Source organism: Pontibacter chitinilyticus, assembly GCF_039748935.1.
In the GTDB taxonomy this organism is placed as follows: domain Bacteria; phylum Bacteroidota; class Bacteroidia; order Cytophagales; family Hymenobacteraceae; genus Pontibacter; species Pontibacter chitinilyticus.
Genome location: NZ_JBDIZJ010000002.1, coordinates 471,065 through 485,706 on the forward strand (window position 1 = coordinate 471,065; position 14,642 = coordinate 485,706).

The window sequence follows — 14,642 nt, forward strand, 5'->3', positions numbered from 1 at the left end:
GTACATGACGACCAGTCAAAAGACCGCCAAGCCGACCAAGCGCTTTTACCCCAAAGTTGTTGCAACCATTTGGATCCTTTTCCTGGGTGGCCTTGCAGCGCTGATCCTTTATATTTACGCGGTAAGCATCAACTTCCTGAACCTCTTTGGAGAGCTGCCCAGCACCCGTTCGCTGGAAAACCCGAAGAGCGAACTGGCTTCCGAGTTGTATTCGGCCGACAATGTGCTGCTGGGAAAGTATTTCCGCGAGAACCGCTCGCCAGTTGATTACGAAGACCTGCCTGATAACCTGATAAACGCCTTGCGCGCGACAGAAGATATCCGTTTTGAAGAGCACTCGGGTATAGACCCGCAGGCCATGGGCCGGGTAGCCACTGCTATTATACTTGGCCACTCTAGAGGCGGCGGTAGTACTCTGACGCAACAGGTGGCTAAAAACCTGTTCAACACCCGCTCCGAAGAAATGAATGACGGCCTGCTGAACGATGTGCCGCTGCTGCGCACCCTGATCCACAAAACGAAGGAGTGGATCATGTCCGTGAAGTTGGAGCGCTCTTATACTAAAAAGGAGATCATGACGATGTATCTTAACACCGTCGATTTCGGCAGCAATGCTTATGGTATAAAAGTGGCGGCAAAAACATTTTTCAATAAAAAACCCCAGGAGCTGGATGTAGAGGAGTCGGCTGTGCTGGTGGGCCTGCTAAAAGCGCCTTCTTATTACAGCCCTAAGTTCAATCCACAGAATTCGAAGCGCCGCCGCAACACGGTGCTGGCGCAAATGGTGAAGTATGATTTGCTGCCTGCTGAAACATTCAACAAATTAAAAGATAAAGACATCAAGCTGGATTACCGGGTAGAGAGCCAGAACATAGGTATGGCGCCTTACTTCCGGACAGAGGCCAGCAAGTTTCTGCAGAAGTGGTGCCGCGAGAATGGCTACGACCTCTATGCCGATGGCCTGAAAGTGTATACCACCATCGACTCCAGAATGCAGAACTATGCCGAGCAAGCTTTGGCTGCGCACATGGCTGACCGCCAGAAAGTTTTTTACGAACACTGGAAAGGGCGCAACCCCTGGATAGACAACAGCGGGCATGAAATCAAAGACTTTCCGGAGCAGGCTATTAAACGGACCCAGCGCTACCGCCGGTTAATGGAGCGGTTCGATGGCAACAAAGATTCGGTTAACTATTATCTCAATAAAAAGATACCGATGACTGTGTTCACCTGGAACGGGGAGAAAGAGATGAACATGAGCCCTATGGACTCGCTGAAGTATTACAAACACTTCCTGCAGGCAGGCTTTATGGCCATGGAACCTGAAACCGGTCATATCAGAGCCTGGGTGGGCGGCATCAACTACGAGCATTTTAAGTATGACCACGTGAAACAGGCGTCACGGCAGCCGGGCTCTACCTTTAAGCCCTTCCTGTACACGGCCGCCATGGAGAACGGCTACTATCCATGCTACGAAGTAATCGACACCAAAACCTGCGTACCGCTGCCAGATGGCAACATGTGGTGCCCGAGCAACTCTGATAACAAGTACTCCGGTAAGAAGTATACTTTGCGGCAAGCTTTGGCAGAGTCTGTTAACTCCATCTCTGCTTTTCTGGTGAACAAGTTGGGAGCTGAAACGCTGGCCAACACAGCCAAGCGGATGGGCATTACTACGCCACTGGATCCTACACCTTCACTGGCGCTTGGCACCAGCGACGTTACCCTTTTTGACATGGTGGGCGCTTATGGCACTTTTGTGAATGGCGGCACCTGGGTAGAGCCAAACTTTATCACCCGCATCGAAGACAAACATGGGAACGTTATAGCTGAGTTTGAGCCCAAGAAAGTAGAGGCCCTCAGCCCTGAAACGGCTTACCTGATGATCCACATGCTACGGGCTCCTACCGAACCGGGTGGAACAGCCTATGGCCTGCGCTTCCGCAATCACCTGACCAACGATATTGGAGCCAAGACTGGTACCACGCAGAACCAGTCCGATGCTTGGTTCATGGGCATTACGCCGAACTTGGTGTGTGGCACCTGGGTTGGGGGCGATGACCGTTCCATTCACTTCCGCAGCATTACCCTGGGGCAGGGCGCCAAACTGGCCATGCCGATCTATGGCGCATTCATGAATAAAGTATATGCTGATAAATCGCTGGATGTATCGAAAGCAGCTTTCCCTAAACCTTCTATGCCTATTTCGGTAGAATTAGACTGTTCTAAGTATAACCAGGGTGCTGTGCCAATCGATTCGTCGCAGCAGGACGAGTTCCTGAATCTGCCTCCAGAAATTGACCTGGACCCTGCTATCTAATCAGGAGTTACGCGCATGCCTGCAAACGAAAAATTAAAGGAGAAGATCTCGCACCTGCCGCACAAGCCCGGCATTTACAAGTTCTTTGATGATGGTGGGATAATTTACGTAGGCAAGGCGATTGATATCCGGAAACGTGTCAGCTCCTACTTTAACCGCTCGGCCCAGCATAACAAGAAAACGCTGAAGCTGGTCTCGCAGATAAAAGACATTGAGTTTACCATTGTAGACACAGAAGCCGATGCGTTTCTGCTGGAAAACAACCTCATCAAGCAGTATCAGCCCAAGTATAATATCCTGCTGAAAGACGGAAAAACGTATCCGTATATCTGCATCATCAACGAGCGCTTTCCGCGCGTGATCAGCACCCGCAATAAACTAAACGACGGCTCCCGCTACTTTGGCCCTTACGCCAGCGTAACCACCATGAACCTGGTGCTGGACCTTATCCGCACCTTATACCCGCTGCGCACCTGCACATACAACCTGTCGCCGGAGAATGTGGCGGCAGGCAAATTTAAAGTATGCCTGGAGTATCACATTGGCAACTGCAAAGGCCCCTGTGAGGCGCTGGTAGATGAAACGGAGTACAACGCCAACATTGCCCAAATCAAAAACATACTTTCCGGTAACCTGTCAATAGCCAAGAATTACTTTAAAGAGCGTATGGCCGCTGCCGCTGCTGATTACCAATACGAACTGGCGCATCAGTTTAAGCAGAAGCTGGACATGCTGGAGGATTTCCAGACCAAGTCTACAGTGGTGAGCAACACCCTGACCAACATCGATGTGTTCACCATCACCTCGAACGAGCAGTGTGCCTTTATCAACTACTTAAAGGTGATGAACGGCTCCATAATACAGACACAGTCGCTGGAGATTCAGAAGAAACTGGATGAGGAGGACGCGGAGATTTTGGCTTCTATCGTGGTGCAGTTGCGACAGGACTTTGAAAGCACCTCGCGCGAGGTGATCACCAACATTGAACTAACGCTGCCGCTGGATAATATTACCGTGACGCAACCGCAGATCGGCGATAAACGGAAGTTGGTAAACCTGTCGCTGAAGAACGCTTTATACTTGCGGAAGGAGCGGGAGGGCCGCCAGGAAAAGAACAAAGACCTTAGTGAGCAACGGGAACTTAGGGTATTGGAAACGCTGAAAAAAGACCTGCGCCTGACGGAGCTGCCCCGCCAGATCGAGTGCTTTGACAACTCCAACTTTCAAGGCGATAACCCGGTGGCTTCGATGGTCTGTTTTAAGAACGGCAAGCCCAGCAAGAAAGATTACCGCCATTTCAACATCAAAACGGTGGTGGGCGCCAACGACTTTGAGTCGATGTATGAGATCGTGACGCGCCGTTACAAACGGCTGTTGAACGAGAGCCAGCCACTGCCGCAGCTTATCATCATCGACGGTGGCAAGGGCCAGCTCAGTATGGCTGTAAAAGCGCTGAAAGACTTAGACGTGTATGGCAAAGTAGCCGTGGTGGGCATTGCCAAACGCCTGGAGGAGATCTTCTATCCCGGAGACAAGCTACCGCTCTACATCGACAAGAAATCAGAGTCGCTGAAGCTGATACAACGCCTGCGCAATGAGGCACACCGCTTCGCCATCACCTTCCACCGCAGCAAACGCGACGCCGGCACCTTAAAGACTGAATTGACAGAGATAAAGGGAATTGGCCCCACGACAGCAGAAGCACTGCTGGCAAAGTATAAATCCGTTAAAAAACTCAAAGGCCTGACAGAGCAGGAATTAACGGCAGAAGTAGGCGTTTCGAAAGCGGCCATACTTTACAATTACTTCCATAAAGAAAAAGCAGCTTGACATCTCCCTCCTGCAGCAAGTATAAAAGCTAGTATAGCTACGTGTTGGCTTTCCTTCCTTTCCTGCATTGCATTTACAGGCACAAGTCGTGACCTGCTCCTTTATCTGAATCTGTATTTACAGGATTTAAGGATGGACAGGATATCGTAATTGTAGAGAAAGAAGCTGTACGGTACGTTTTACTTACTTGTGCAGCGAAGAGCCATTGTGCGGACTGTTCACGATCTATACTTACGAGAGTGTATAAACAAAAAGGGGAGCCCGAATGAGCTCCCCTTTTTGTTTATACTTGATTAATGCTTAATAGCTCCACAAGCTATACTCGTATTCGATCAGGGCTTCGGCCGCGTCCTGCGCCGCTAACAAGCCTTTTTTTCCGCCACCGTAAATATCTGCCAAAGCTCTGTCGCCAGGGTTCGATATCTTCGTGATGTAGGAGCTAAACAGCCATAGGTCAAAAGCGTCGGCCAGGTTCTTATGCTGGGCATCGTTCTGGGCATTGTACCAGATCGCCATCTCCGGGTTTGCACGGAAAACGCGTACCAGATCGCTCATTTTAAAAGAGCCTACATTTTGCTCAAACCCGAGCGGGTTCAGTGTAGCAGGAACTTTTATACTGATCGATTGGATATCGTGGTACATGCGGGAGCGCTTCTTATCAAAAACAGCGTTCTCCTTCATCTCCAGCAGATACAGCTGCTTCGGAAAATACTCATTGCTTACAGGAGCAGCTGTAGCCTGCGTTTCAGTTTTACCTAGCGCAGTTCCCCAGGCATCATCCTGCTCTTCCTTTTTGCCAAAGCCTGCCGCAATTTCCTCTTCGCTCAGTTGGCTGCCAGACTCTTTGGGAGTCATGTTGGCAAGGAACTCCTCACGCGTCAGGGGCGTATTCACAGAGTCACTGCGGTAGGCAGTCAGTTCACCACTTTTTACGGCGTTGATGATGATTTTGGTGATCTCTCTGTTTTCAGAAAACATCGGCTTGTTTTGCTTTTCACGCAAATCAATTTTACGCCATACTGTTTTCTTAAACAGGATATCAGACTCCGGAATAGGGCGTGCGGAAGGATTGCTGGCGGTTGTATTGGAAACCTGCTGTGCCATGGCACCTACAGATAACATCAAACCTGCTGCTACACCTATTGCTTTAACTATTTTCATACTCCTTGTAAGCTTCTAATTTTAATTTAACGGGATGTTCCAGTTATTATCACCACCTACCTTTGCATCCACAGCCTGCCCTTTATAGTTCAGTCGCTTTACGTCGAGCACCTCCAGTACCACCCGGTCGCCTTTGTTTGCCTTGGCAGCAAAGCTGGTCAGGTTCGCTGATGGGCCATTAAATTCGCCCTGATCTATTGGCTGGTTGTTGCGCACCAGGTAAGCTTTCCAGCGTGTTACTCTATAACGTGCTTCGTTCGGTAATAATTGTTTGAAGCCTTCGTCTGCTACCGCCTGAATTTCTACTGCTCTCACAGATTGTGCCGGTACACCGCGCTTCACATCAATCGGGCGACCATTTACGAGCGGTACCAGTTCCGGTTTAGGTACCGGACGCACCTGGAAGGTTTCTTTGCCGATGGCATTGCCGCCGCTGCTCACGTTTATCGTCACCTCTGTCGCACTCGGGATAATGGTTACCTCACCTTTTTTAGCGCCTTTGATGGCAGAACCACCTGCTGCACTAAAGCTAGGATCATATACCGCTCCTAAAGCTGGCACCTGGATGTTCAGTTCGTTCGCACACTGGAAGTATAACGCTTGTACCGCAGCAGATTGCACCTGAATAACCGGCTTGGCTACTACGTAATCTTCTGTTACAGGAAACGTCTTCTCTTCCCCATTCTGGTTGATGGTGATCTGCCCTTTCCAGGTCTGCTTAGAGTTGCCATCGGCGTCGTAGTTCGAAGCAGATGCCACAAATTCTACCTGGCCTTTGCCGTCTACTACTTTGATCGGCTTGCCCTGGAAGCTCATCACCGGGGTGATGTTATCAGAAGAAGCCGCGATGAACATATCGGCTTTATACTTGGTACCCGCAGCTACCGTCTTCGACTCAGCTCGTGCCATCGCGAAGATCTTCTCAAATTTGATGATATCCGCACCTACTGAAGCAGCAAGCTTTTGCAAAGCATCCGACTCATACTTCAGTACTTCAGATTCTTTCTGAGAAAGCACTGCAAGTGCTGCTACCATCGGGGTATCTTCAAAGTTCAGTTCAGCAAAATCCTTTCGCTTCTGGTTCGGATCATTCTTAGCTACCGGATCTTCTGCACCAGTCAGGGCCAGCTTATCTGGCATATCCGGGTTATACTGCTTCAGGAACTTGGCATAATTATTCAGCTTGTACTTCAGCTCATACGCCTTACCATTTCGCTTGTCAGATGCGCCGATCATGTTTACAGCTACAATGTCGTTGCCTTCCGGCTGCACATATTGTCCTGTCTCCGGATCTTTACCTCCTGATTTCTTAATCAGGTCCTCCCGCAAGCCTTTGATATACGCAATCAACTCGGATGTTTCCGACCGCACTTTTTGCGCATTTTGCATCACACGCCTGTCGTTCGCTGATTGTACTTTATTTTTTGCTACGGCAGACTGAATACTGGATACTACTCCGGTATTGCTTGTTACTGTTTTCCGGTTCGCTTCCTGTAAACTTTCGTCCAGGAACTGAAACTTCAACAGGATTGCCGAGCTCACGTTTAGAGCAAGAAGTGCAGTCAGTACGAGGTACATCATACCGATCATCTTCTGCCGTGGTGTCTCTTTTCCTCCAGCCATTTTATACTATAATATAATTACTGTTTCTTGTTGATTTAGAACTTGCTTCGGAGTACAGGCAATTAACCTTTCATGGCTGCCAGCATGTTGCCATACACTGTATTCAGCGAGTGCAGGTTGCCGGTTAAGCGCGAAACCTCATTCTTGAACTGCTCGGTATCTTTGCTGGCATCGGTTAGGTTCTCCATGGCCATACTTAAGTTGCCATAGAACTTGTTCATGGCTTTCAGGTGGCTGTTTGCATCCTGAAGCTCCATTTCGTAAACAGCGTTCAGCGCGCCTAAGTTTCTTGTCATGTTCTGAATTTGACCGTGGTATTCCTGGGCATCTACTGTAGAAGCGGCCATGTGCGACAAGGCTTCCGCAGTAGTAGCGTAGGCTTTGTTCATGCTATCCAACTGGTCTGCTGCTGCTCGCACACGAACAGTATAATCCTGGGTTGCAACTGTTGCCTGGCCCATATCAGCCATTTGTGCAGCTGTTTCGCTCAGCCTGTTCAGGCCAAACCCAAGCGAGTTGATTGTTTCAGGAGTAATATCTGCGTTGCGCATCATCTCATCCAGCTTTCCTGCTACAGAAGGTCCGTTGTTTGCAACAGCCGAAGCTGGCACCAGTCCTTCACCGGCAAAGTCATCGGCCAGCTGTGGGTATACTCTTGCCCAATCCGGCTCAGCATGTGGAGGTTGGAAAGCACTGAAGAAAAAGATCAAAGCTTCTGTGCTAAGACCAACGATAAGCATTTCGCTAGCACCGTGCCAGTGCTGGATTTTAAATAGCGCACCCACAATAACGATGGCGGCACCGATACCATAAATCTTTGGCATCAAGACATCGTTTAGAAAATTGCGACCTTTAGCTTTGCTCATTTTAATAATAAATTAGAGTTGTGAACGATAAGAGTTGTGAACGTTGTGATTGATTCTAGTTTTTACTTGATGCGATTAAAATTCTTTTCCAGAAGATCTTCCGAGGTAGATCATGGCATTACGGAAGCCGATATAAGAACGGGCTGAATCCTGAAATTCAAAGTTGCGGGTACCTGTCTCGAGGAAGTATGCAATGTCTTTCCAGGATCCGCCTCTTACTACTTTGCGTGGTTCGTTGTCGTCGCGGTATACCGGGTTTAAGTCCCATACAATCGGCACAGTAGCTTCAGAAAAGGCATCTTCGCACCACTCAGCCACGTTGCCCGACATATCATACAGGCCGAAGTCGTTCGGGAAAAACTGCGCTACCGGGGCAGTGTAGGTAAAGCCGTCGCTGTAGTAATCGCCACGGCCTGGTTTGAAGTTAGCCAGCAAACAACCTTTGGCATTGCGCAGGTAGGGGCCACCCCAAGGATACACCGCCATATCGCGGCCACCGCGGGCAGCATACTCCCATTCAGCCTCTGTTGGCAAGCGGAATTTTGGGAGCGGCGCTTTGCCGTTGTCTGCATTTGCTTGGTTCTTAAGCTTGGTACGCCAGTCGCTGAAATAGCGGGCCGCAAACCAGTCCACCCCTACCACCGGGTAGTCATCAAACGCCGGATGTGAGAAATAGTACTCCATCAGGGGGTCGCCCATGTGGTAAGTATAATCCTTTACCCAAACAGTAGTATCCGGGTACAGTTGCGTCATGACAAATTCCTCTCCCAACACATCCAAGGAGTCTTGCTTCATCACATCGATGAACTGGCGGTATTCATTGTTGGTGATCTCGGTCTCATCCATGTAGAAGCCACCTATTGTTACCTGCTTGTTCAGGTTAGCCATAGTTGCTGCAATGTCCTGGTCGGCCTGGCCCATATGAAAAGTGCCTCCCGGGCAGGATACCATTCCGTATGGCACTTCCTGCGGGTTATACTCTGGGCGATCTTCAGCACCGACAAGGTCTCCTTGTGGTCCTTTTCTCAATCCACAGCCTGCAAGCGCCACCACCGCCAGAGCGAAGGTAGACAGCTTAAGTAATTTGTTCATGATGACTTTCAAAAAGGTAAATTTTAAAGTTCTATTTTTTAGCACACTTCTACGGGTGTAGCAAATATATAAGATTTAAAAATAAATAAAAACAATTCGCCACAACACCCATTTTATTATTTTGTAACGGTGTAACAAATTGATTATTATATCACTAAAACCTAAAATTTTTATGCACCTTCCACAAGTCCTAAGACCTTTTAGTGCAATCTCTTCTGTCTCACAAATTTTACTTTGAGAAGAAATAACGAGGGGTTCTGATGGCTGGCCGAATCCGTACAACCGGCTCGGGTAATCTGTAACTCACCATCACCTCGTGCGAGGTAGGTGCTTTAGCAGCTTTATTGAATGTAGTGAAGTCAAATGCATAGCCTACCCGTAACGCATTATCCTGAAAAAGAGACAATCCCACAAGCGCACTAACAGCTTCGCGGTGTCTATAATTCACTCCTAGCCAATATTTTTCGCTGTACGTGATCCGTGCTCCGGCATCATACGAAAATGTTTCGGCATCGTGCTTGATCAGGGCGGTAGGCGTAACTACCAGATCTGTATTAACCGGCAGGTTAACGCCACCAGTCAGGTAAAAATGATTCTCACTTAGGTAACGGCCTGCTCCAGTGCTTGAAGAATCCTGAAATAAGTACTCAGAATGCAATAAATTTGTTATACTTCCGCCAATATAAAATTGATCTGACTGGTACCACAGGCCTGCACCCAGGTCATACTTTGAGTCAGAGCTGTTGTAGGGCACATGCGAATCATTTGGATCATTTGCCCTGTATGCTCCATGCTTGATATTGTTAACGTTGCCCTGTATGCCTATCCCCAACTTACCTGTTTCGCCGATCCGAACATGATAGGCATACGAAACAGCCGCCTCCATGTAAGTTGTATTGCCGATCTGGTCGCGCATCAGGTTTACGCCTATACCACCGTGCAACGCCCTGACAGGCGTGTTGGCAGTAAGCAGCAGTGTTTGCGGAGCGCCGCCATCGTCAAAGGTCGCATCATAGCCCAGCCACTGGTAACGGTAAATAGATAAGATTTCAGGACGGTTGGTAATACCTGCATAAGCAGGACTTATCTGCATGCCATTAAAGCCATAGTGGGTAAACTGAGGCTGTTGCTGCGCCTGCACAAACGTATGGCTCAACAGGTACAACACTACAACAAATAGAAGCTTTCTCATAGGCCGTAAGCAGGCATTGACGTATGTGACAGAGCAAAGAAATATTGTCACTCAAATATAGCTATTAAACACTAAAACGCAAATGCAAGGAGACTTAGTGCCTCATCTTGCTTTTGCGTTTTAGTTACTATGGAAATCCGGGATAAAAGTTACACCGGCTCCTTATTTTTTTGCTTCCTGCTTTTGGTTCTGAATGTATACTTCTATCGCACCGGTCATAGAGGGCGCATTCGGCATCGGAGCTTCGATATCCAGCTCCAGTCCGGCATCCCGAACGGCTTTGGCTGTAGTAGGCCCAAAGGCAGCAATGCGGGTGTTGTTCTGTTTAAAATCAGGAAAGTTGGCAAACAGCGACGTAATACCCGATGGACTGAAGAACGCCAGGCAATCGTACGTTACATCATCCAGGTCCGATAGGTCGGCGGCCACTGTTTTATAGATAATCGCTTCGGTATGCTTGATCTTGTTTGCTGCCAGAAACTCCGGAATGTCATCTTTGCGGATGTTAGAGCAGGGGAACAGAAACTTCTCATTCTTGTGCTTTTTGATCACTTCGAAGAGGTCTTTGGCTGTTTTCTCGCCCACAAACAGCTTGCGCTTACGCAGTACAATATATTTCTGAAGATAATATGCCGTTTGGTCTGAGATACAGAAGTACTTCATATCAGCGGGCATCTCTATTTTGCTTTCCTGGCAGATGCGGAAAAAGTGATCCACCGCATTCCGGCTTGTAAAGATAATGGCCGTATGGGCCAGAATATCCACTTTATCCTTCCTGAACTCTTTGAAAGGCACCGGCTCCACTTCGATAAAAGCCCTGAAATCTACCTTAATATCATACTTCTCCGCTATAGACAAGTATGGCGAATTGTCTGTAGTAGGCTGGGGTTGCGTCACCAGAATGCTTTTGATAGGTAGTTTGTCTCTGTCAGGGTTTACGTTACCCTTTGCTTTGTTTTCAGCCATATGAAAATAATGCGGTTGTTAAAAGATCGCCTGCAATGCCCCGCTGTTACCGCTTAATTGTGTTTTTAAAAGTTGAAAACTATCAGCTTCAGCATTATTGCCAGCGGAATCACTTCTGTGGCGCAAAGGTATGAAAATAAATGCAAATTAAGTACAGGCAACTTTTTATTTACGGTGGCAAATACCCGAAGTATCGTGACTATCAGCAGTAAGGAAACCGCCAGGTTCGAGACCAGCAGCACCGCTTCCGGGCGTGAGGCATTTAGCGCCAGGTACAGCAACATGACAGCTGGTAGAAACATACCCAGAAAAAGTAGGGTCCTGATAAACTCGCGGTACTGCAGCGGTACAACCTGCTCCAGACCGAATACAAAGCCCATCACCTTCAGGAAAAGGTACTTTAGCAGGATAAACGCAAATACGAAGAATGTATAAAAGATGATCTTGGTCGTGATGTCAGCCTCTGAAACAGGAAAGAGCCTGTTAAAGAGCCGCACATGCTGCACATTGGTGTGAATGGCAGCAATCAGCAGGGCCATCGTCAGCGAAAAGGCCAGCACAAACAGCACGCTTGACCAGGAGCCAATGGGCTTGGTCAGCAGGCCTTCTTCCTGCGCGCTGCTCCGGCGCAGCGAGCCCAGGCGGAAGATGCTGCCAAAGTCTGCGGCATAGTTGGTCTTCAGCCAGCCGTATATCAACCCAATCAGGAGCATAAACAGGATAAAGGCATTCTGGTTTACATACTCCCGCACCCGGATAGAAAAGGGCCGCTGGTTCGGGCGGCTTACACGGTCCTGCTCCCGCATTTGGTTCCGGAAGGTGGCTACATTCGGCTGCAGTGCGGGGTGCCATACAGTTAACAGGTATTTTCCTTTTACCGGCTTTAAGTTGCTGATATGCTGTGTTAAATCCAGCGTATACCGCGAGGTGGAATCGGCCCGAAAGATGAGTTGGTTGTTGAGGAAAAGGCAAAGGTCCTGTTGTGCGGTAAAGCCGATAACGAAAGGCTGATGCTGACGCACAGAAAGCCACTGGTGAATGGCATGGTAGTCAGTGTGCACACCGGCCACGTAAGGCACCAACTGCTTGGATTGTGGCTCATACACCAGCCAGTCAGCTGTGATCGTATTCTTCTGCTCCAGCGGCAGCACCTGTGCACATAGCGGCGGCATGCCAACGAGCATGCTCCACAGCAGCAGCAAAGGACACCACCAGGCCTTAAACGTTTGAAACCTGCTTTGCACTTCGTGATTTATAGACGCCCAGTACCACACTTAATACAACAGAGAAGGTCAGCAGCAACAGCAACAGGTTCAGGTTTCCCCAGTCTGCAAAGCTGACAACCACCAGCACAACCACTATATTGAGGGCACCAAGCAGAAGCACAGTGCTGATCTGGCTGAACCCCATGGCTAGCAGGCGGTGGTGAATATGGTTACGGTCGGGAATAAAAGGAGATTTCCCTTTCATCATCCGGATAACAGATACGCGAACCGTATCAAAAAGCGGCACAAACAATATGCCCAACGCCACCGAGGGAGAAGCCGGCGTAACACGCATTTCAATAAACTGAATGGCAAGTATGGAGATGATAAACCCGCAGAGCAGTGAGCCGGTATCGCCCATGAAGATTGTTGCTCTATGAAAATTATAACGCAGGAAGCCGAGCACTCCTCCGATGAGGCAGAAAGCCACAGCGGCATAGTTGCCGTATGCAGCGCCTCCATACAGGTAAAAGTAAACTCCAAAGGTGCAGGCAATGATCAGGACAATTGTACCGGCCAGCCCATCCAGTCCATCTATCAGGTTAATGGCATTAGTTATCCCGATGATCACCAGGAACGTGAAGCCATAGCTGATGCCCACCTGCAGCTCACCTATCCCAAAGATGCCCTGAAAACTGGTAATGCGGATATCAGCCATAAACATAACAATGCCGGTAGCCAGCAGCTGTACAGCAAACTTTTTCAGCGCCGAGATACTGATCAGGTCGTCTTTCAGGCCAATAAAGAACAGGATAATGCAGCCCGCCAGCAATTGCTGCACACCATTGTTCAGGTTGCCAAAAATGGTGAGCGCCGACATAAAGCCCGCAAACATGGCCAAGCCGCCCAGCCTTGGTGTCAGCGACTCGTGCACGGTACGGCTGTTAGGCTGGTCAAGTATGTTTTTCAGGTGCGCTACCCGTATAATGGATGGAACAGCAAAGATAGCTATCAGGAAAGCCCAGCTGGAGGAAAGAATAAGGGGTAAAATTCTTGGGTCCATAAATTTTGAATGCGGAAGTAAAGAACCACATTTTTCTCTACTTCTAAAGTATACGTATGCTGTAAGTATACTTTGTTTGCAACCAACCAGATAGCTGGCATGCAAACAAAGCAGCTGCTAAGAGTGCAAAACACCTCGCATCCCGAGCATACTTATGTCAATCAGATTTTCCTCCGTGATAGAATCCGGCACAAAGATGTATTTCTTATCAAATATCTGGTTATCTATATAATAGCTCACCCAATACTCGTTGTTGATATGGAAGATAGCCGGATCTATAGGTTCTACCTGCACAAAGCTCTTTGCCTCTACCCGCTCAAACATGTGCCGCAGCACAGATGTTTTTACTTCGTTGTCTTCAATGATGCCGTACCCTTTGGAAGCAACCAGCACATTTTGCAACGGAAAGGGGTTGTTGTTGAGGAGGTACACATTCCAGGAGGTTTCTCCTGTTGCCTCGCCTGTGGTAGCAACTGCTACCGACACGCCTTCAACCGTCCCGAAATCAATGTCCTTCTTCATGCGCAACTGTTGTAATAGTAGCCCCGAACAAGGCAGCAAGATGGTGCAGGAGCTTCTCTGCTACCTCTGCTAACGGCACCTCCCGTCCCAGTTCTTTCGCGAGCGAAGTTACCTGCTTATCTGTAATGCCGCAGGGCACAATGTTATTAAAATAATCTAAATCTGGGTTAATGTTAAAGGCAAAACCATGCATGGTAACCCAACGGCTGCATTTTACGCCCATTGCACAAATCTTCCGTGGGTTGCGCTGCTCCTCATGGTCCAGCCACACGCCTGTGAGTCCTGCAATGCGCCCGGCCACCAGGTTATACTCGGCTAACGTGCGAATAACAGCCTCCTCCAGATAACGCAGGTACTGATGGATGTCGGTAAAGAAGTTCTCGAGGTCCAGAATCGGGTATCCTACCAACTGGCCAGGACCGTGGTAAGTAATATCTCCGCCACGGTTGATCTTGTAAAACGTTGCGCCCTTAGCTTTTAAGCCTGCCTCATCGATGAGCAGGTTTTCTTCGTGGCCGCTTTTACCTAAGGTATACACATGCGGGTGCGAGCAGAACAGCAGGTAGTTAGGCGTTAGTTGTTGTGCCTCCGGTGCGGCTTTGCGGTTCTGCACCTTCAAGTCCACAACGCCTGTAAACAGTTTCTCCTGATAATCCCAGGCTTCCTGGTAGTCCATCAGGCCCAGGTGTTCAAACTGTATGTCTTTATTCTGGATTTGGTTCAAAGCTTTCTTTTTGAAATGCGTCTCAAGGCCACAACGATGTAACCGCCGGAAATTGTTCCTACTTCAGCGTTTGGCACC

General features: G+C 48.7%; 12 protein-coding genes. 2 read left to right on the forward strand and 10 right to left on the reverse strand.

The window, feature by feature from the left end; all coding sequences use genetic code 11:
- Nucleotides 1-4: 4 nt before the first annotated feature.
- Nucleotides 5-2,320 carry a penicillin-binding protein 1A gene (locus ABDW72_RS05590; protein WP_347157474.1) on the forward strand — a complete coding sequence of 772 codons (2,316 nt, stop codon included), beginning with the start codon at nucleotides 5-7 and terminating at the stop codon, nucleotides 2,318-2,320.
- 15 nt (nucleotides 2,321-2,335) lie between these two features.
- Entirely contained in the window at nucleotides 2,336-4,150 is a 1,815-nt protein-coding gene (gene uvrC, locus ABDW72_RS05595) for an excinuclease ABC subunit UvrC (RefSeq protein ID WP_347157475.1), read from the forward strand.
- A gap of 300 nt (nucleotides 4,151-4,450) precedes the next feature.
- On the opposite strand, the gene porN is transcribed toward uvrC, so the two are convergent.
- The 10 genes from porN to lipB form a co-directional block, all read right to left on the reverse strand.
- Nucleotides 4,451-5,311 (reverse strand): type IX secretion system ring subunit PorN/GldN, encoded by an 861-nt coding sequence (porN, locus tag ABDW72_RS05600; protein WP_347157476.1) that lies wholly within the window; start codon nucleotides 5,309-5,311, stop codon nucleotides 4,451-4,453.
- Nucleotides 5,312-5,332: 21 nt separating this feature from the next.
- A complete protein-coding gene (porM, locus tag ABDW72_RS05605) occupies nucleotides 5,333-6,934 on the reverse strand; it encodes a type IX secretion system motor protein PorM/GldM (protein ID WP_347157477.1) in 1,602 nt (533 codons plus the stop codon).
- A gap of 62 nt (nucleotides 6,935-6,996) precedes the next feature.
- Nucleotides 6,997-7,800, reverse strand: a complete 804-nt coding sequence (porL, locus tag ABDW72_RS05610) for a type IX secretion system motor protein PorL/GldL (protein WP_347157478.1) — start codon at nucleotides 7,798-7,800, stop codon at nucleotides 6,997-6,999.
- 75 nt (nucleotides 7,801-7,875) lie between these two features.
- Nucleotides 7,876-8,892: a T9SS ring complex lipoprotein PorK/GldK gene (gene porK / locus ABDW72_RS05615; RefSeq protein ID WP_347157479.1), complete on the reverse strand. Its 1,017-nt coding sequence runs from the start codon at nucleotides 8,890-8,892 to the stop codon at nucleotides 7,876-7,878.
- A 229-nt stretch (nucleotides 8,893-9,121) separates the two neighbouring features.
- The gene (locus ABDW72_RS05620) at nucleotides 9,122-10,084 is read right to left on the reverse strand and encodes a PorP/SprF family type IX secretion system membrane protein (RefSeq protein ID WP_347157480.1); all 963 of its coding nucleotides are present in this window, start codon (nucleotides 10,082-10,084) and stop codon (nucleotides 9,122-9,124) included.
- 162 nt (nucleotides 10,085-10,246) lie between these two features.
- Entirely contained in the window at nucleotides 10,247-11,050 is an 804-nt protein-coding gene (locus ABDW72_RS05625; protein WP_347157481.1) for a uroporphyrinogen-III synthase, read from the reverse strand.
- 65 nt (nucleotides 11,051-11,115) lie between these two features.
- A complete protein-coding gene (locus ABDW72_RS05630) occupies nucleotides 11,116-12,294 on the reverse strand; it encodes a DUF4271 domain-containing protein (RefSeq protein ID WP_347157482.1) in 1,179 nt (392 codons plus the stop codon).
- Nucleotides 12,269-13,318, reverse strand: a complete 1,050-nt coding sequence (locus tag ABDW72_RS05635) for an MraY family glycosyltransferase (RefSeq protein ID WP_347157483.1) — start codon at nucleotides 13,316-13,318, stop codon at nucleotides 12,269-12,271. The genes ABDW72_RS05630 and ABDW72_RS05635 overlap by 26 nt, the downstream gene beginning before the upstream one ends.
- 117 nt (nucleotides 13,319-13,435) lie before the next feature.
- Entirely contained in the window at nucleotides 13,436-13,840 is a 405-nt protein-coding gene (locus ABDW72_RS05640) for a hypothetical protein (protein WP_347157484.1), read from the reverse strand.
- Nucleotides 13,824-14,564 carry a lipoyl(octanoyl) transferase LipB gene (gene lipB / locus ABDW72_RS05645; protein WP_347157485.1) on the reverse strand — a complete coding sequence of 247 codons (741 nt, stop codon included), beginning with the start codon at nucleotides 14,562-14,564 and terminating at the stop codon, nucleotides 13,824-13,826. The genes ABDW72_RS05640 and lipB overlap by 17 nt, the downstream gene beginning before the upstream one ends.
- Between the last annotated feature and the right edge of the window lie 78 nt (nucleotides 14,565-14,642).